The sequence below is a fragment of the Rhizobium sp. ZX09 genome, from assembly GCF_017357485.1.
Lineage (GTDB): Bacteria > Pseudomonadota > Alphaproteobacteria > Rhizobiales > Rhizobiaceae > Agrobacterium > Agrobacterium pusense.
This window is the reverse complement of the sequence record NZ_CP031363.1, coordinates 538925-555325: the sequence shown is the minus strand read 5'-3', so window position 1 is coordinate 555325 and position 16401 is coordinate 538925. Positions and strand designations below refer to the sequence as shown.

20 protein-coding genes are annotated in these 16401 nt (G+C 60.0%); 3 read left to right on the top strand and 17 right to left on the bottom strand.

What is annotated here, in order from left to right:
- Positions 1-204: 204 nt before the first annotated feature.
- The 8 genes from ros to BTN45_RS02670 all read right to left on the bottom strand — a co-directional run bounded on the left by ros (position 205) and on the right by BTN45_RS02670 (position 6998).
- Entirely contained in the window at positions 205-633 is a 429-nt protein-coding gene (gene ros / locus BTN45_RS02705; protein ID WP_004440665.1) for a MucR family transcriptional regulator Ros, read from the bottom strand.
- Between the two features lie 432 nt (positions 634-1065).
- The gene (mnhG, locus tag BTN45_RS02700) at positions 1066-1395 is read right to left on the bottom strand and encodes a monovalent cation/H(+) antiporter subunit G (protein ID WP_004440653.1); all 330 of its coding nucleotides are present in this window, start codon (positions 1393-1395) and stop codon (positions 1066-1068) included.
- Positions 1395-1781, bottom strand: coding sequence for a cation:proton antiporter (locus tag BTN45_RS02695; protein ID WP_006700067.1), 387 nt, complete (start codon positions 1779-1781; stop codon positions 1395-1397). Before BTN45_RS02695 ends, mnhG begins: the two co-directional genes overlap by 1 nt.
- On the bottom strand, positions 1778-2257 hold the full coding sequence (locus BTN45_RS02690; protein WP_207588826.1) for a Na+/H+ antiporter subunit E: 480 nt from the start codon (positions 2255-2257) through the stop codon (positions 1778-1780). The genes BTN45_RS02695 and BTN45_RS02690 overlap by 4 nt, the downstream gene beginning before the upstream one ends.
- Positions 2254-3819 carry a Na+/H+ antiporter subunit D gene (locus BTN45_RS02685; RefSeq protein ID WP_207588825.1) on the bottom strand — a complete coding sequence of 522 codons (1566 nt, stop codon included), beginning with the start codon at positions 3817-3819 and terminating at the stop codon, positions 2254-2256. The genes BTN45_RS02690 and BTN45_RS02685 overlap by 4 nt, the downstream gene beginning before the upstream one ends.
- Before the next feature lie 19 nt (positions 3820-3838).
- Positions 3839-4216, bottom strand: a complete 378-nt coding sequence (locus BTN45_RS02680) for a Na+/H+ antiporter subunit C (RefSeq protein WP_207588824.1) — start codon at positions 4214-4216, stop codon at positions 3839-3841.
- Positions 4216-4635: a Na(+)/H(+) antiporter subunit B gene (locus BTN45_RS02675; protein ID WP_022555830.1), complete on the bottom strand. Its 420-nt coding sequence runs from the start codon at positions 4633-4635 to the stop codon at positions 4216-4218. The genes BTN45_RS02680 and BTN45_RS02675 overlap by 1 nt, the downstream gene beginning before the upstream one ends.
- Positions 4632-6998 carry a putative monovalent cation/H+ antiporter subunit A gene (locus BTN45_RS02670; RefSeq protein WP_207588823.1) on the bottom strand — a complete coding sequence of 789 codons (2367 nt, stop codon included), beginning with the start codon at positions 6996-6998 and terminating at the stop codon, positions 4632-4634. The genes BTN45_RS02675 and BTN45_RS02670 overlap by 4 nt, the downstream gene beginning before the upstream one ends.
- 207 nt (positions 6999-7205) lie before the next feature.
- Between BTN45_RS02670 and msrB the strand changes: the two genes are divergently transcribed.
- Complete coding sequence (msrB, locus tag BTN45_RS02665; RefSeq protein WP_004440632.1) at positions 7206-7613, top strand: peptide-methionine (R)-S-oxide reductase MsrB; 408 nt, start codon at positions 7206-7208, stop codon at positions 7611-7613.
- A 179-nt stretch (positions 7614-7792) separates the two neighbouring features.
- Here msrB and BTN45_RS02660 read toward each other — a convergent pair whose 3' ends face one another.
- The 5 genes from BTN45_RS02660 to BTN45_RS02640 all read right to left on the bottom strand — a co-directional run bounded on the left by BTN45_RS02660 (position 7793) and on the right by BTN45_RS02640 (position 10524).
- Positions 7793-8290, bottom strand: a complete 498-nt coding sequence (locus BTN45_RS02660) for a GNAT family N-acetyltransferase (protein ID WP_207588821.1) — start codon at positions 8288-8290, stop codon at positions 7793-7795.
- A 103-nt stretch (positions 8291-8393) separates the two neighbouring features.
- Positions 8394-9062: a hemolysin III family protein gene (locus BTN45_RS02655; RefSeq protein WP_004440627.1), complete on the bottom strand. Its 669-nt coding sequence runs from the start codon at positions 9060-9062 to the stop codon at positions 8394-8396.
- Between the two features lie 316 nt (positions 9063-9378).
- Entirely contained in the window at positions 9379-9699 is a 321-nt protein-coding gene (locus BTN45_RS02650; RefSeq protein WP_004440625.1) for a TraR/DksA C4-type zinc finger protein, read from the bottom strand.
- Positions 9700-9821: 122 nt separating this feature from the next.
- Positions 9822-10232, bottom strand: a complete 411-nt coding sequence (locus BTN45_RS02645; RefSeq protein WP_004440622.1) for a universal stress protein — start codon at positions 10230-10232, stop codon at positions 9822-9824.
- Positions 10189-10524: a hypothetical protein gene (locus tag BTN45_RS02640; RefSeq protein WP_246751655.1), complete on the bottom strand. Its 336-nt coding sequence runs from the start codon at positions 10522-10524 to the stop codon at positions 10189-10191. The genes BTN45_RS02645 and BTN45_RS02640 overlap by 44 nt, the downstream gene beginning before the upstream one ends.
- On the opposite strand from BTN45_RS02640, the gene BTN45_RS02635 reads away from it, so the two are divergent.
- On the top strand, positions 10507-11367 hold the full coding sequence (locus tag BTN45_RS02635; protein WP_184285340.1) for a VOC family protein: 861 nt from the start codon (positions 10507-10509) through the stop codon (positions 11365-11367). The genes BTN45_RS02640 and BTN45_RS02635 overlap by 18 nt on opposite strands.
- 85 nt (positions 11368-11452) lie before the next feature.
- Complete coding sequence (locus BTN45_RS02630; RefSeq protein ID WP_004440617.1) at positions 11453-12613, top strand: AI-2E family transporter; 1161 nt, start codon at positions 11453-11455, stop codon at positions 12611-12613.
- Positions 12614-12689: 76 nt separating this feature from the next.
- Here the strand turns inward: BTN45_RS02630 and BTN45_RS02625 are convergent, their stop codons facing one another.
- The 4 genes from BTN45_RS02625 to BTN45_RS02610 form a co-directional block, all read right to left on the bottom strand.
- On the bottom strand, positions 12690-13775 hold the full coding sequence (locus tag BTN45_RS02625) for a trifunctional transcriptional activator/DNA repair protein Ada/methylated-DNA--[protein]-cysteine S-methyltransferase (RefSeq protein ID WP_173614519.1): 1086 nt from the start codon (positions 13773-13775) through the stop codon (positions 12690-12692).
- 258 nt (positions 13776-14033) lie between these two features.
- Complete coding sequence (locus BTN45_RS02620; protein WP_207588820.1) at positions 14034-14759, bottom strand: polysaccharide deacetylase family protein; 726 nt, start codon at positions 14757-14759, stop codon at positions 14034-14036.
- A 62-nt stretch (positions 14760-14821) separates the two neighbouring features.
- On the bottom strand, positions 14822-15730 hold the full coding sequence (locus BTN45_RS02615) for a dihydrodipicolinate synthase family protein (RefSeq protein WP_207588819.1): 909 nt from the start codon (positions 15728-15730) through the stop codon (positions 14822-14824).
- Between the two features lie 104 nt (positions 15731-15834).
- Positions 15835-16236, bottom strand: coding sequence for a DUF930 domain-containing protein (locus BTN45_RS02610; RefSeq protein ID WP_004440606.1), 402 nt, complete (start codon positions 16234-16236; stop codon positions 15835-15837).
- Between the last annotated feature and the right edge of the window lie 165 nt (positions 16237-16401).

Sequence of the window (16401 nt, the reverse complement as noted above, 5' to 3'; positions counted from 1 at the left end):
AATAAGGTTCCCTATCGCGAAAGGGTTGTTTCTCACGGCGCGGACACGACGTTGATGGCGGCCTTATGATACTCGGCTTCGTTCCGGGGAACGGCACGCCAAGGCATGGTCTTCAATCCCGAAAACAAAATCGGCCGGTCTAAGGACCGGCCGTATTAACTTGCGACTTCCGGCTTTCACTGCAAGCCGGACCGTCTTCGAAAATCAGCGGTTGGCCTTGCGGCGCTGACCGAGACCCATTTCCTTGGCGAGCCGCGAGCGGGCTTCGGCATAGGCGGGCGCAACCATCGGATAATCGACCTGCAGGTCCCATTTTTCGCGGTATTCTTCCGGCGTCATGCTGTGATGCGTCGTGAGATGGCGCTTGAGCGACTTGAAGGAGCCGCCGCATTCCAAACAGACGATATGATCGTCCTGAACCGACTTGCGGACAGAGACGGCCGGCTTCTGCTTTTCAACATTGACCGCTACCGATGCCGGCGCGGACGTTCCGCTGAGCGCCGTGTGAACATCCGAAATAAGGCCGGGAAGCTCCGTTACCGGGACGACGTGGTTGCTAACATAGGCAGCCACAATATCCGCCGTCAGTTCGACCAGCAGATCCTGGGCGTTACCGTATGCAGTTTCCGTCATTTAAGTATCTCCTGTTAGTGATCCCCTGACGCGGGCGAACGCCGCATCGAGCGATGTGAAGTTACCGGTGCCCCCACCTTCGCCCTGTTGAAACCAACGTGAAATCTACCCCTAGATTTCAAGCGAAAACCGGAAACGTATTGGTCCGAGATTCAACTTATGACCCGCGACATGGGCAGCAATGGTCCTGAGACCCGTAGATTAGACATTAATAAAATGCCTATGCCGACTATGAAGAGGCTAGATGCAAATCGCGATTAGCAACTTTACACTTAATTTGGATAACAGCAAAACAGCAAAAGTCAAATTCCTGCTGTGAATTTTTTAGTTCAAAACAGTCTAATCGGAATACAAAAAATTACGGGTAATAAAATACTATGCCTAGTAGTAATTGAAAACGCGCACCCCCCATTATTAGGGGGTAATTCAACTTCAAATTTTCTTGAGGTCATCAACTACCGATTTAACGGAAAGCGGATAACCTGCCTTGTGCGCAGCCATTGCAAGAAGATGCGCGGAAACCGGCGCCGTCAGAACGAAAAAGAAGAAACCGGCGAGCGCCCGAGCCAGCGTCGATATATCCATAGAGTGGATGCCCACCGCCAGAAGCAGCAGGCCGGAGCCGACCGTCCCCGCCTTGGATGCGGCATGCATGCGGGTGTAAACATCAGGCAGGCGATTGAGCCCGATTGCGGCGATCAGTGAAAAGGCGGCACCCGAGATCATCAGCGCCGCAACCAGGATAGCAACGATCCAACCCATTACCGCCTTCCCTTTTCTTTTCCGCTATTCACCTGAATTTTCGAGGGGTTCTCAGCGAATTCAGACCGGCGTGCGCCATCCAGAACCCCTTTCGGGCCGCGCCCGCCATCCGGTCCGCGCGACAGCACGAAGCGCGCGAACGCCACCGTGGCCAGAAAACCGACGAGCCCGAGGGCAATGGCAATGTCGACATAGAGATTGAAGCCGGTGCGGATGGCAATGACCGCAATGAAGCCGATGGCGATGCCGACCAGCATGTCAAGCGCGACGATACGGTCCGGCAAGGTGGGACCAACGACAACGCGGTAGACTGTCAGCAAAAAGGCCACCGAGAGAACAACCAGCGCAAGTATATTTGCAAATGAAACTATCTGTTCCGGAGTCATTGCTGAAACGCCTCCATGATCTTCTTTTCGAAGCCGTTCTTAATGTCGTTTTTTGCGGTTTCGATATCGCTGCAATCGATTGCGTGCACGTAGAGCACCTTTCTGTCAGGGGAAACATCGACGGAAAGCGTGCCGGGCGTGAGCGTGATGAGATTGGCGAGCAGCGTGATTTCGAAATCCGTGGTTACGGTCAGCGGATAGGCAAAAATGCCGGGTTGAACGTCCAGTTTCGGGCGTGTCACCATCACGGCAACCTTCCAGGCGGAAAGCGCAAGCTCCTTGAAGAACAACAGCACCAGCGACAACACGCGGCCAAGACGCAGCCAGTGATTGCGCCCGACGGGAAGCTGGTGGCGGATAAGCCAGAGCGCCAGCGTGGAGACGATGAGGGCGAAGATGATGTTTGCCAGCGTCAGGCTGCCCGTTACCGCAAGCCATACCGCCACGAACAGCAGTTGCACGACATAGAGGCTCATGGCTTGCCTCCTTCTGGAAAGACCGAATGGATATAGGCTTGCGGGTTCCCGAGCCCGGCTGCGGCATCCTGGCTGAGATCAAGCAGGCTTTCGGGAAACAGGCCGAAGAACACGACCAGCAGCGTCAGCGCGACCAGCGGAGCGACGGAGGGCGCCGCGGCGGGCAAGGAGGGTTGCGGCAATGGCGTTGCCGCCGGACGCCAGAAACACAGAAGGAAGACCCGTCCGAAGGCGATGGTGGCGATGAAACCGGAGAGGAGAATGGCGGCGGCCAGCCACCATGCGCCGATATCGATCGCCGATTTGACCAGGACCGCCTTCGGCCAGAAGCCGGAAAAGGGTGGCAGGCCGGAACCGGCGAAAAACAGCGCGAGCGCAAGCGCCGAAAACCACGGAGCCTGTCGGTAAAGGCCGCCAAGCACCGTGAGGCTGAAACCGCCGCCGAGACGGGCGGCGTGACCTGCGGCAAGGTAGAGCGCCGTCATCAGCACCATGGAATGCAGTGCGTAGAAGATCGCGCCCGAGACGCCTGACGGCGTGCCGATGGCGATGCCCGCCATCATGTAGCCGATGCCGGATATGACGATATAGCCGAGCATCCGGCGAATATCGTTCTGGGCGAGCGCACCCACGGCGCCGAGCACCATTGTCAGCGCGGCGGAAGCGGCGATGACGATGCTGAGTTCCTCCCGCTCGACCGGGAACAGCATGACCATGACGCGCAGCAGCGAATAGATGCCGACCTTGGTGAGCAGTCCACCGAACAGGGCGGAGACGACGATGCGCGGCGTGTGATAGGAAGCGGGAAGCCAGAAATTCACCGGAAAGGCCGCCGCCTTCATGGCGAAGGCAAGCGTGAAGAGGCTGGCAAGCGTCATCAGCGGCGCGGTTTCGCGCAGTCCGTTTGCCTTCAACGCGATATCGGCCATGTTGAGCGTGCCGAAGATGGCGTAGAGATAACCCACCGTGATCAGGAAAAGCGTCGTGCCGATGAGGTTCAGGACGGCATATTTCAACGCGCCGTCGATCTGCTCCCGCGTCGAGCCGAGCACGATGAGGCCGAAGGACGAGATCAGCAGCACTTCGAACCAGACATAGAGGTTGAAGATGTCTCCGGTCAGGAACGCGCCGGTAACGCCGGCCATCAGCAGCATCAGGAAGGGATAGAAGCCGTAACGTCTGCCGCTGGCGTCAATATCGCTGCCGGCGTGAATGGCGCCGGCCAGCGCGACGATGGCGGCCGCGAGTGACAGCAACGCGCCGGTGAGATCGGCCGTGAAGGCGATGCCGAAGGGCGGCAGCCAGCGGCCCATGACCATGGTGAACGGCCCCTGCGTGGCAACCTTCCATAAGAGCGCGGCATCGAGAACCACGAGGAGGGCCAGTGCGGCGATGGCGACCGGCGCATGGTAGCGAATGGCGTGGCGCATCATCATCAGCACCGCGCCCGCGCCGATGCACAGCGCGATCGGAAGAATGATCAGCCAGTCCGGCAGCGGCACGGGCGCCATGACGAGCGCGGCGGAAAGATCGGTAACAGCGGAAGTGGGGGATGAAGCCATGTCGTTTCAGCCTCCCCGCTCAATAACCGAGCGGCGGCAGGGGCTCGCCTGCCGGTTCTGCGGTGCGCATTTCATCGGTATCGTCGGTCTGCAACTCCTGAAACGCGCGCCATGTCAGGACCAGCAGGAAACAGAAGAATGAAAAGGAAATCACGATCGCCGTCAGGATGAGCGCCTGCGGCAGCGGATTGGCAACCCCTGCGGGCAGCGTGTCCATGCCCGCCGGAATGATCGGCGGCACCTCCCGGGTGAGCCGCCCCGCCGTGAAGAGCAGCAGGTTGACCGCATTGCCGAGAATGGCGATGCCCAGCAGCACGCGGATGCTGTGACGTGACAGCATGAGGTAGATCGCGACCGAGAAGAAGATGCCGACGAGAATGGAGAAGATCGCTTCCATCAGTCGCTTTCCCTTTCTTCCAGCGCCAGCGCAATGGATGTGATGGCACCGACCACGACCAGATAGACACCGATATCGAAGGACATGACGGTGGAGAGCGCCAGTTCGACGCCGAAGAGGTTCGGATAGACCCAAAGCCCGGTCATGAAGGGCACGCCGGCGACAATGGAAACGAGGCCGGAGACCATCGAAAGCAGGAGCCCTGCCCCGGCAATCGCCAGCGGGTGAAAGAAGATTGCGCGCCGCACCGCCGCCACGCCATAGGCGATGCCGTAGATCGCCAGCGCCGAGACCGCGATCAGGCCGCCGATGAAGCCGCCGCCCGGCTCGTTATGGCCGCGCAGCAGGACGAAGATGGAAAACAGCACCATCAGGCTGGTGACGACGGGCGCCACGGTGCGCAGAATAAGCGTGTTCATGCCCGCGCCCCCTTCTTTTTGAACCTTTTCGCCGGCTCCTTGACCGCGGCAGGGCGGATACGGATCAGCGCCAGGATGGCAAGGCCCGTTATCATCACGACAGCGATTTCTCCCAGCGTATCCGTGCCGCGGAAATCGACGATGATGACGTTGACGACGTTCGCTCCATGGGCGATGACCTTGGAATAGCTGTTGTAGAAATCGGTCAGGCGATTGTCGAAGCTCACCTGCGTCGCGCGCATCAGGTAAAGCGCAAAGCCAGTCCCGCAGGCGATTGCAATGCTGCTGTCCAAGAGCTTCTGGCCAAGGCCGCGATGGTCGGATGGCGATAGGCGCAACCGGGTCATCACCAGCGTCAATATGACGACGGACAGCGTTTCCACCATGAACTGCGTGAAGGACAGGTCCGGGGCGCCGAACAGCAGGAAGATGACTGCCACCGCGAAGCCCTGGATGCCGAGCGCGATGATCGCCGTCAGGCGGCTCGACGCCGTCAGCACAGCGATGAGCCCCGCCACGGCAATGGCGATGAAGGTCAGTTCATGGATCGGCGCATCCCGCGGCCATGACGGCATGGACGGCAATTCGCCATAAAGAAACAGCGGCACGAGCAGCACGGCGGCGATGACAGCGAAAGTGGCGGTAACGTAAAATTCGAGACGGCCCGGCTGGATCAGCCGGGTGATGTGGAACGACATTTTCACCAGCATTTCGATGAAGACGTCAAAGCCTCGGTCCGGCCCTGCCCCCAGCGCCCTGAAGGTGCGGTCGATCAGGCCACGGACAGCGGAAAGCTGCGTATAAAGGACGATACCGAGTGCGATGGTGAGCAGCGACAGGCCGAGCGGCACGCCGATATGCGGAATGAGCGAGATTTCCACCGGTCGCGCCTCACCGGCAATGGCGCTTGCCATGGGTGTCGAGATGTAGAAATGCGCGATGCCGGAGAACAGAGCGATGGTGAGCCCCTTCAGCGCCAGAAGCGCCGGGCCAAACCAGAGCAGCAGCGGGCCTTCATGTGCATGTTTCGGGGTCTTTACCGGCTTGCCGAGAAAGGGTTTCAGCGCCACTGCAAAGGCGACGGCAAACATCAGCCCGTTGCCGAGAATGGCAATGCCGGTGAACAGCACGGCACGCGGATTGCCATGCGCGAGCGCATAATAAATCTCTTCCTTGGCAAGAAAACCAAAGAAGGGCGGCAGGCCGGCCATGGAAATCGCGGCCGCCAGCGCCGCCGCAAAGGTGACGGGCATGGCTCTTCGCAGGCCGCCAAGCTTCGTCACGTCGCGTGTGCCGGTCTCATGGTCGATGATACCGGCGACCATGAACAGTGCGCCCTTGAACAGGGAATGCGCCACCAGATAGAGCACCGCCGCCTCGATGGCATGGTCGGAGCCGAAACCCGTCAGCATGACCAGCAGGCCGAGCGACGACACCGTGGTATAGGCGAGCATCAGCTTGAGATCGGTCTGGCGTATGGCAAGCAGCGCGCCGGTGAGCATGGTCAGCCCGCCGAAGAAGGGCAGCAGTATCTGCCAGGCGGCGGTATCGCCCAGAACCGGATTGAGCCGCATCAGCAGATAGACGCCGGCCTTCACCATGGTCGCGGAGTGCAGATAGGCCGAAACGGGGGTAGGCGCCTCCATGGCGTTGGGCAGCCAGAAATGAAAGGGAAACTGCGCCGATTTGGTGAAGGCACCGCCGAGCACCAGCAGCAGCGCGGCCAGATAAAACGGGCTGTCACGCAGGATGTCGCCGCTGCGCACCAGCATCGACAGCTGCGTCATCCCGCTCATGTCCCAGATGAAGATCAGCCCGGCAAGCAGCAGCAGTCCGCCGCCGCCGGTCACCACCAGTGCCTGCAACGCGGCGCGGCGCGAGGCGGCACGTTCATGGTCGAAACCGATCAGCAGGAAGGAGGTGATGGAGGTCAGCTCCCAGTAGACGAACAGCATCAGCAGACTGTCCGAGACGACGACGCCCAGCATCGCGCCCATGAACAGCAGCAGGAAAGACAGAAATCGGCCCTGCTGCGGATGCCCCTTCATGTAGCCGCCGGCATAAAGCACGATCAGCAGGCCGATGCCGGTGATCAGCAGCGCAAATGTCAGCGACAGGCCGTCGATGAACCAGGAAAAGCTGAGATTGAAACTTGGGACCCAGGCATAACCGCCCGTCACCACGCCGCCAGCCGCCACCTGCGGCAACATCAGTGCGAAATGGACAAAGGAAAGCGCCGGCGCAATCGCCAGTATCCAGGCGGCATTGTGCCCGAATCTCTTCACCAGCGCCGGTGCGGCGAGCGCCGCGAGAAACGGCAGAAATAGCGACAGAAATGTCATCGGCGTGACATCGGACGTCATTCATATCTCCCGGGGTGTCCCCCACCCCTGCGCGCCATGGCTGGCGTTCTTGTTTCAAATCGGATTTTTCAGTTAAGGCATAGGCAATGCCTTCTCAACCCAAATCGACTCCCGGTCCCGCATCATAACGGAGTCGTTATGGGATATGTCCTCTTTCAATCCGTCATGGCGATGATTATCTGAGGCATGAACAGAAAGGATCATTCCATGAGCGATCTGACATCCCCAAAAGTGAAGAAGACCGACGCCGAATGGCGTGAGCAGCTGACGCCGGAGCAATATCGCATCCTGCGCGAGCACGGCACCGAGCGCGCCTTTACCGGGCCCTATTGGGACACATTCCAAAAAGGCCTCTACCGCTGTGCGGCGTGCGACGAGCCGCTGTTCCTCTCCGACACGAAATTCGACGCCGGCTGCGGCTGGCCAAGCTATTTCGAACCGGTGAAGCCCGGCGCAGTGACGGAACATCGCGACGCCAGCCATGGCATGGTGCGCACTGAAATCCGCTGCGCCAATTGCGGCGGTCATCTCGGCCACGTCTTCCCCGATGGCCCGCCGCCCACCGGTCTGCGTTATTGCATCAACGGCCATTCGATGGTGTTCGAGCCGGTCTGAGCCATGCCGCGTATTTCTTCTCCCCGGCGGGGAGAAGGTGGCCCGAAGGGTCGGATGAGGGGCTACGTTAGCAATATTCGGAGAGCTTGCCCCTCATCCCGCTGCCGCGGACTTCTCCCCCTCGGGGAGAAGAGACTCGTGACACTCGACCGATCAAAAGATGGCTTAAGCTTCTTGGCTTAACCTAATTTCAGTTCCATACACGTCAGATCCAGCCAGCGCCCGAACTTGGTGCCGACTTCCGAGAACCGGCCCGCGACCGTGAAACCAAGGCTTTCATGCAGGCGGATGGAAGCGGTGTTTTCCGACTCGATGGCGGCGATCAGTACGTGCACGTCGTTGACGGCGGCATGATCGATGAGCGCCTGCATCAGTTTCTTGCCGATGCCGTGGCCGCGGGCGTCCTTATGCACATAGACGGAATGTTCGCGCGTATGGCGATAACCGTCAAAAGCGCGCCAGTCACCATAGGAAGCGTAGCCCGCGACCTTGCCGTCCAGAACCGCGACGATGACGGGAAAGCCGCGCGACTTGCGGGCGGCGAACCAGTCCTTGCGATTGTCGAGATCGACCACCACCTCGTTCCAGATCGCCGTCGTGTTCACGACAGCGTCATTGTATATCTCCATGATGCCGGAGAGGTCATCAACGGTCGCGTCGCGCAGTTCCACGGTCATTTTCTCAGCTCCGTCTGGTTTGCGAATACGCGGCTTTGCCGCGCCTGCGCCGAGCCTTAAGCGATGAGACGGAGACATGTCCAGCGCCGCGCTCTCACGATCTTTACGAAGCCAGGGGAACGAGGCTGAAGGCGGTGACCACGGCAAAATAGTGGACCGCAGCGGCTGCGACCACAAAACCGTGCCAGATCGCATTCTGGAAGCGCAGCTTTTCCCACACATGGAAGATGACGCCGAGCGAATATATGACGCCGCCGGCGACGATCAGCCAGAGCGTGACCGGCGCGAGATGCGACGACAGCGGCTCGACCACCATGACGCCGCTCCAGCCCATGGCGAGATAAAGGCCGATGGCGACCCGGTCGTAACGGCCGGGAAACAGGCATTTGAGAAGGATGCCGCAAATCGCGGCGAGCCAGATCAGCCCCAGCATGACCGCGATCATGGGATCGTGGATACCCCGCATCAGAAACGGCGTATAGGTGGCTGCGATGAGAATGAAGATCGCCGAGTGATCCAGCCGGCGCAGGAACCATTTCACGTTCGAGTGCGGCCAGATATTATAGGTGAAGGAGACGGATAGGCAGACGACGAGACCGAGGCCGTAAATCCACGCCGCTGCAATGGCGCTGAGCGTACCCCATACCATCGCGTAGAAAATCAGCGCCGTGGCGCCGATAAGCGCCAGCACGATGCCGACCCCGTGGACGATGCCATCGGCGACAATCTCGTGAAAATCATACTGGCGTCCGAACCGCCACAAATCACTCATAGTCCAATCCTGTCTGCGTGCTTTCACCAAAGCATGAAGACAATATTAGACAGGAACAAGACAGCAGCCGGTTAATGGCGATCAAATTGCGTTCGGTGCTGTTGCGAAAGGAGAGGTCCTGGGTTGCCCTGCGGCCAGACCAATTGCCTGTGAAGCGAGCGGTATACACTTGTTTCTTCTCCCCGCCGGGGAGAAGTCCGCGGCAGCGGGATGAGAGGGCAAGGGTAGATGTGGTCGGAGAGCTTGCCCCCTCGTCCGGCCCTTCGGGCCACCTTCTCCCCAGCGGGAAAAAAACCCAGTCACGCTTTCCCGGCCATCACAACGCCGCAGCACATTCCTGACAAAACGGCGTATAGGGAACAGCCTTCAACCGATCCTCCGAAATCTCGCTTCCGCATTTGACGCAGGTGCCGAAAGTGCCCTTGGCGATACGCTCGAGGGCGGCGTCGATAGCGCGCAACTCATCCTGTCCCACCTGCCCCAGCTCGTCCAGCACCTCGTCATTGCTGCGTTCGGTGGCCCTGTCATCGTCATCAGGATTGCGCGGCTCTTCGAAGTCGGCCTCGATCTTATGCAGGCGGCGATAAAGCTCGCGCTGCCGGTCACGCAGGATTTTCTCGTAACTTTCTGTATTCATTTACTTTTCCTCCAGCCGATCTTCTTGTTTTGTCGCATTTCCGGATGGAAAACCGGATTCCACTTTTCCTGAAAATGCTTGGAGGGGCGGGAAACCCGCCCGCAACCCTAAAGCGTCAAACCTTAGCGATCCACCAGCACAGAGCATTTGGCGTGGCGCACCACGCGGTCGGCGGTGGCGCCGATGAAATAGTTGCTGAAGTCAGGCGTGTGCGACGCGATGATGATGAGATCAGCCTTGTGTTCCTCTGCCGCAGCGATGATTTCCCGCGCCGGCGCGCCGCTTCTGATTTCATGGCTGCCGTTGAAACCGACCCTGGCCTTGAGGTCCGAGAGTTTTGCCTTGGCGTCCTTGATGGCATTTTCGATGAGGTCGACAGGAAGGTCGATCGCCATATAGCCCGGCAGTTCCTCGACAACGTTTATGAGAACGATCTCGCCGTCGGGGTCCAGCAGTGCCTTGGCCTTTTCGAGAATCTTTTCTCCCTTGTCAGTGGCGCTGAGGTCTACCGGTACGATGATCTTCTTGTACATGGCTGTCTCCTTTGACGTGATCCGCCGTTGTGTCGGGCTCAAGCTCATATTTGCCGGCCGGCGCAGCCTTCACCTTGATCGAAGTCAAAGCCGAAGCCATGCCGGAACCGGACATTGTCAACGAATAGTGGACAGTCAATCGCCAGCTGGTGATCTTTGCTGAACGACGAAACCAGCCCATATTCGTCTTCGACAAACGCCGCAAAGCGGCGAAGCCGATCTCGTCGGCAACCGGCCCACCCCTTGGCGCGTCGGAATCAATATGGAGATGATGATGAGTGAAATCAAACAATTCGCCCTGACGCGGCCGGCCTATGTCGGCCAGGCCCATCTCGTCGTTCACGATCTGCCGCGCGTTTCGGATTTCTATCAAAAGATCATCGGTCTTTCCGTTCTTGAAAAGAACCCGAGCGGCGAGGTGCTTGGCGTCGGAGGCCAGCCGCTGCTCACACTTTCCACCTCCAGCACGGCGGAACGCGCGCCGCGCAATGCCGCAGGTCTGTTCCACACCGCATTCCTGATGCCGAGCCGCGATGACCTCGCGCACTGGCTGGCACATGCCGCTCAGAAAAATGTTCAGCTTCAGGGTGCGTCTGACCATCTGGTCAGCGAGGCCATCTATCTCGCAGATCCGGAAGGCAACGGCATAGAGGTCTATCGCGACCGGTTGCCGGAAGAATGGACCTACCAGCCGGATGGCACGGTGGAGATGGCGACAATCGGCCTCAATCTTCAGGCGCTTTACGACAGCGCTCCGAAAGCGGCCTTCACCGGTGCAGCGGAGGGAACCGCCATCGGCCACATTCACCTGCAGGTCGGCAATATTCCGCAGGCGGATGAGTTTTATCAGGATGTGCTGGGGCTTAAGATCATGGCGCGATATCCCGGAGCAAGCTTCTTCGGATCGGGCGCGTATCACCACCACGTGGCCGCCAATATCTGGAACAGCCGTGGCGCCGTGGCCCGCAGGGAGAACATGACGGGGCTTTCCGGTTACTCGCTGAAATTCAACGAGCCGGCCGCGCTTGAGACGGCTCTTGCCGCACTCGACCGGCTGGAAATCTCCACCGAAAGGCAAAGTGACGGCATCTTTTTGAAGGATCCGTGGGGCATAGGGCTAAAGCTTTCCGCATAAACGCTGAACGGGGCGGCAGAAATTTCAGCCGCCCCGGAACCGCCGGATTTGTCGGACGTTAACCTCGTTATTGGGGGATAGTCCGATGAATGAGAATGCCAAGCCGGATCTTTCCGGCACTGCGGCCTTGCCAGTAGACAAGGCCGATCCGCTTGCGACACCCGCCTCTGTTTCACAGCGGGATGACGCGCGCAGTCAGCAGCCGCTGGGGCGGGAGGCGCTTGACGTTTTCGTTGCCTGGTCGGTCATCGGCATTTTCCTGATCATGTCCATGGCGGTGATCCACGAATTATCGATGATTCTGATGCCCGTCGTCATGGCTGTCGTTGTTGGCATGATCCTGGGCATCTCCGCCGAAAAACTGGCCTCCTACGGCATTCCGGGTGCCGGTGTCGCCATCATCCTGTCCACACTCGTCGCTGCGGTCATTTTTTTCGTGGTCAATTCCCTGATCGACCCGGTCTCACAGCTGGCATCGGAAGGCCCTGCCCTGATCGAGCGCAGCATCGACCGCTTCCTTCCTTACCTCGAAAATCTGCGGTGGCTGAATATTTCCGCGGCCACGTTCAGCATGGGCTCCATGTCGATGGAATCGCTGCTGTCGCGTAGCGGCGAAATCATTTCCCTGCTTGGCGCGAATGTGACGCCGGCCATCGTTCAGGGACTGATCTTCCTGGCGGCTCTTCTAATGTTTCTCTACAGCCGGCTGCGACTGCGCAAGGCTCTCATCATGGCCTTTCCGGCGCGCCATCAAAGGCTCAGAACCATTCGCATCATCGGCTCGGTGGAGAAGGTGCTGGGCACCTATTTTGCCACGGCAAGCCTCATCTACGCCGCGCTGGGTGTGACGATGATCGTGATCGCCTATCTCGGTGGCCTCGCCATGCCGCTTCTTTGGGGGCTTTTTGCCTTTCTTTCGAGCTTCATTCCGTTTCTCGGCATCACGTTGATGACAATATCGCTGACCGTCGCCGGTATCATCACGCATGACAACATGATCCTCGCGCTGCTGCCGGCGGGAGTGTTCTTCACCATCCACCTCTTGATGGAAAACCTCGCCTTTCCGGCGGTGGTGGGCCGCAACATGGAGATCAACCCCTTCCTCGTCTTTGTGATGATTATCTTCTGGACGTGGATGTGGGGCGCGGCCGGCGCCATGCTGGCCCTGCCGTTGTCGCTCATCGTCATGACGGTGACGCGCGAACTCTTCCCCTCCCGCCGGGTCGTGCCGAACCTGCCGGATTGAACGGCGGATACAGAGGCGGAGGGCGCGACGCGCCTCCGCCAACGGAAAATCTCCTGAAACCCCACAACGAGGCCGCTCAGGAAGCGAGCGGCATCTCGCGCACCTGCCCTTGCGCCATGCGACGCTCATGCTCGATCAGCCATTTCTTGCGCCACAGGCCGCCGCCATAACCGGTCAGACTGCCATCCGCACCGAGCACCCGGTGGCACGGCACGACGATGGCGATCTGGTTGGCACCGTTGGCGCGCGCCACCGCGCGCACGGCGGATGGCCTTTCCATGGCGGTTGCGAGTGCCGAATAGCTGACGATTTCGCCCACCGGGATTTGCCGCAGGCTGCGCCAGACATCGCGCTCGAAGGGCGTGCCGTGGCCGGCAAGGCGGGTTTCGAAGGAGGCTGACTGCCCGGCGAAATAGGCCTTGAGCTCGGCTTCGATCTGACCTGTTACCGCCGTTCGGCCGAGCACCATGTCCGCGCCGGTGCGGCTCTTCAGCCGCTTCAGTTCGGCCGGAAGCGCCGGCCGGTCCGCGAATTCTAGCAGATGCAGGGCATGATCGTCGGCAATGGCGAGCATCGGACCAATCGGCGTATCGATCCAGTCACCCTTCAGGAACCCCCTGCCCTTCATGGCGGCGGGAGAGGAGCCGAAGAACTGGTTGATCGCGGCGCGGAAGCCGCTGCCGGAGTCGTAACCGGCGTCGATCTGCGCGCCGATTACCGCTTCGCCGGAAGCGATGCTTTCCACCGCATCGCCCAAGCGGCGCAATCTGGCGATTTCCAGAAAGCTCATGCCGAAACGGCGCTTGAAGGTGCGCCGCACGGTGGAGGGATCATGGCCAAGCGCCACCACATCCTCCTCACGCCAGCGCCGCGCCGGTTCGTTTTCCAGCACCGTCAGCAGTTGCGTTACCGTTTCATCGGCCGTGCCATAGGAGAGCATCGGTTTGCAGCGCTTGCAGGGGCGGAACCCGGCCTCCAGGCATTCGGCGATGGTCTCGCGGAACCGGCAGTTTTCGACCTTCGGTTTGCGCGCCGTGCAGGTGAAGCGGCAGAAGATTTTGGTCGAGGTCACGCACACATAGGCCACGCCTTCATAGGCGGGGTCCTTGTTCACAAGGGCGGAATAAAGGGTTTCGGTGTCGGGGCGTTTGAACAACATCATGACGAAGATGCTAGCGCAATTTCGAACGGCACGCCGCCGAAAAACGGGCGTAGATGTGGGGGATGTTGTCAGCTCTTTTCTTCCGCGCCGTTTGAAGGAAAAGTCTGCGGCATATTTCTTCTCCCCGCCGGGGAGAAGGTGGCGCGCAGCGCCGGATGAGGGGGCAAGGGCAGAGATATGCGGAAAGCTTGCCCCCTCATCTGCCCTTCGGGCATCTTCTCCCCGGCGGGGAGAAGAAACGGGCGGCAACCTTGGAGATCAATTCCCCGGCGGCGCGAAGGATGGGTCGTCCAGCCGCGTGAAAATCACACCGCGGGCTTTAAGCGCTAGAAGGCCCTTCACCACGCCTTCGCCCGCCTCGTGGGTGGGCTGGTTGATGTGGGAGATGATGACATCGCCATTCTTCGCCGCAGCGATATGCTTGGCCGTCGCGGCAGCGCCCAGCAGCGAGCCGCCATCGCCATTGACGGAGTAACCCGCCACGCGCATGCCGAGCCGGTTGATGGTGGCCATGGACGAGCTTGTATATTTGGCCGTCGCACCCCGAAACCATTGCGGCTGGATGCCTGTGGCGGCGACGATGGCCTGACGACCGCCTTCCACTTCCTGCACGACCGCAGCTTCCGATCCCGCAGCAGCGATGCCGTAAATCGAAACGGGCTTGTCCACTGCCGGCACATGGTTTTCGCCGTGGTTTTCGATCTCGAACAGGTCGGGATTTGCCATAAGCACCGCGAGTGCCTCGCTGTTATGCTTCAGCCAGCGGGCAGTGACGAAGATTGTTGCGGGAATGCGCTCGCGCACCAGCATATCGAGAATGCGGTGGTCGGTCTTGCCCATGCAGGCGTCCAGCGTCATCGCCACCCGCACCTTGCCGTCATGCTGCGGCGACATTTTCAGCGACGGCTCGACAAGGCCGTTCGCCGCAAAGGCGGCGGAGGCGGCAGAGGCAAACAGGGCAGCAATAATGAGGCGACGCAGCATTTTCATTTTCCGCAATGTGGCAGAGTGTATTCCCGTGGCAATCCGCCCGCAAAGCGCCCGAATTATGGCGCGGTTTCCAGCGCGGATAGCGCCTCCAGCGCTTCTTCCACCCGCTGGCGTTCCGCGCTGGTAAGCGGCAGGATCGGCCGGGGCGGTTCGCTTACCGTCAGCGACAGGATATTGGCGGCGGCATAAACAACCCGGATGCTGCCAAATTCCTTGAACAGCGCCCAAAGCGGCTGGAAGGCCGCATCGAGCCTTTTTGCCTCCTCCGCATTGCCGGTCTGTGCCGCCCGCATCAATTGCAGCGCCGGAACCGGCAGCAGGCCGCCAATAACACTGTACCAGGTGTCACCGCCGGCGAGTGTGGCCTCGGCGCAGCCCCAGTCACCGCTATAGCCGATGGCGAAATCCTCCGACAGTTTGGGCCTGAGCCGCGCAAGCTCGCCCGCATAATCGGAATCAGCGGGCAGCGGCATCTTGATGGCGCGGATATTAGGAATATAGGCGAGCCGCACCAGAAGTTCGTCGCTGAAGGTGAAGCGGGTGGTCGTCGGGTTATTATAGATGGCGAGCGGCAGGGCCGTCGCACCCGCCACGGCGGCGAAATGGTGATAGGCCTCTTCCTGCGTCAGCGGCGTGTAGGAGACCGGCGCGAGCAGCAGCGCACCGGCACCGGCCGCTTCCGCATCCCTTGCCAGCGCCACGGCTTCATCGGTGCGCAAGGCGCCGACGCCCGCCATCAATATGCGCCTGCCCTTGAGGATGGCGGCGGCTGCCTCGATGGCGCGGCGTCTCTCCTCGCGAGTGAGATACATATAGATGCCGGTGCTGCCGAGAATGCCGACCGAATCAACTGCCGCGACATCCAGCCGCTCGATCAGGGCGGAGAAGGCTTCAACATCGACCCGCCCTGCCTCATCTGCCGGCGTTATCGGAAAAGCAGAAAGTCCCTTGAATCGTCTCGCCATGTCTGTGCCCCTCACTTCGATCAGATGTCAGGGTTACAGAGCCGGTTGCGACGGGGCAACAAAGCGGCGGCTAAACGCCGGTTCGAAACCGAAAAATTCCGTGATCAGTCATAAAGATACAACTTCTTCCACTGCTCCTCGGGAATTTTGTCGCCCACACGGTAGTCGAAGGACTGGATGCTGAGACTATCGCTCTTCAGCTGACACTTGTATCTGAGCTTGTACCATTCGCCCGAACTTCTGAAGACCGCGCCCGGCGCCTTGATGGAGTTCTTTCCCACTTCCGGATCACCGAACGTATAAGCGATCACCTTGTCCGGCTTCATGCCCTTCTGCTCGGTCGCTATCCGCTCCATCGCCTCGATATCACAGCGCTGTTCCAGACGCTCCTCGGGAGCAAGCGCGTTCAACTGCCGCATGACGCTGGCATCAATCGCAAAAGCGGGGGTGAGGGTCTGCAAGCCAAGGAAAAAGGCAGAAAGGGCAGCGGGAAGAAGCTTTCGCATGGGGTCCTGTCAGTTTTTTCGTTTGTTCTTGACGATGGATGGCGTGCCAGCGGGCGGCACGCGTCATCGCTGATTTGCCGGATATTGCCAAAATGTGATCGAAAGCTGACGAAATTGTGCCGAGGCCTCATTTCCTCTGTGGAGATTTTGAAACTTGATCGGCCG

What these genes read in the sequence shown, in the direction of transcription:
- BTN45_RS02690 (WP_207588826.1), bottom strand. Translation starts at nt 2,257, where the DNA reads ATGAGCCTCTATGTCGTGCAACTGCTGTTCGTGGCGGTATGGCTTGCG.
- BTN45_RS02695 (WP_006700067.1), bottom strand. Translation starts at nt 1,781, where the DNA reads ATGACTCCGGAACAGATAGTTTCATTTGCAAATATACTTGCGCTGGTT.
- BTN45_RS02625 (WP_173614519.1), bottom strand. Translation starts at nt 13,775, where the DNA reads ATGATGTTGTTCAAACGCCCCGACACCGAAACCCTTTATTCCGCCCTT.
- BTN45_RS02615 (WP_207588819.1), bottom strand. Translation starts at nt 15,730, where the DNA reads ATGGCGAGACGATTCAAGGGACTTTCTGCTTTTCCGATAACGCCGGCA.
- BTN45_RS02635 (WP_184285340.1), top strand. Translation starts at nt 10,507, where the DNA reads ATGAGTGAAATCAAACAATTCGCCCTGACGCGGCCGGCCTATGTCGGC.
- BTN45_RS02680 (WP_207588824.1), bottom strand. Translation starts at nt 4,216, where the DNA reads ATGGAAGCGATCTTCTCCATTCTCGTCGGCATCTTCTTCTCGGTCGCG.
- BTN45_RS02655 (WP_004440627.1), bottom strand. Translation starts at nt 9,062, where the DNA reads ATGAGTGATTTGTGGCGGTTCGGACGCCAGTATGATTTTCACGAGATT.
- mnhG (WP_004440653.1), bottom strand. Translation starts at nt 1,395, where the DNA reads ATGGGTTGGATCGTTGCTATCCTGGTTGCGGCGCTGATGATCTCGGGT.
- BTN45_RS02650 (WP_004440625.1), bottom strand. Translation starts at nt 9,699, where the DNA reads ATGAATACAGAAAGTTACGAGAAAATCCTGCGTGACCGGCAGCGCGAG.
- BTN45_RS02675 (WP_022555830.1), bottom strand. Translation starts at nt 4,635, where the DNA reads ATGAACACGCTTATTCTGCGCACCGTGGCGCCCGTCGTCACCAGCCTG.
- msrB (WP_004440632.1), top strand. Translation starts at nt 7,206, where the DNA reads ATGAGCGATCTGACATCCCCAAAAGTGAAGAAGACCGACGCCGAATGG.
- BTN45_RS02645 (WP_004440622.1), bottom strand. Translation starts at nt 10,232, where the DNA reads ATGTACAAGAAGATCATCGTACCGGTAGACCTCAGCGCCACTGACAAG.
- BTN45_RS02670 (WP_207588823.1), bottom strand. Translation starts at nt 6,998, where the DNA reads ATGACGTCCGATGTCACGCCGATGACATTTCTGTCGCTATTTCTGCCG.
- BTN45_RS02660 (WP_207588821.1), bottom strand. Translation starts at nt 8,290, where the DNA reads ATGACCGTGGAACTGCGCGACGCGACCGTTGATGACCTCTCCGGCATC.
- BTN45_RS02685 (WP_207588825.1), bottom strand. Translation starts at nt 3,819, where the DNA reads ATGGCTTCATCCCCCACTTCCGCTGTTACCGATCTTTCCGCCGCGCTC.
- ros (WP_004440665.1), bottom strand. Translation starts at nt 633, where the DNA reads ATGACGGAAACTGCATACGGTAACGCCCAGGATCTGCTGGTCGAACTG.
- BTN45_RS02610 (WP_004440606.1), bottom strand. Translation starts at nt 16,236, where the DNA reads ATGCGAAAGCTTCTTCCCGCTGCCCTTTCTGCCTTTTTCCTTGGCTTG.
- BTN45_RS02620 (WP_207588820.1), bottom strand. Translation starts at nt 14,759, where the DNA reads ATGCTGCGTCGCCTCATTATTGCTGCCCTGTTTGCCTCTGCCGCCTCC.
- BTN45_RS02630 (WP_004440617.1), top strand. Translation starts at nt 11,453, where the DNA reads ATGAATGAGAATGCCAAGCCGGATCTTTCCGGCACTGCGGCCTTGCCA.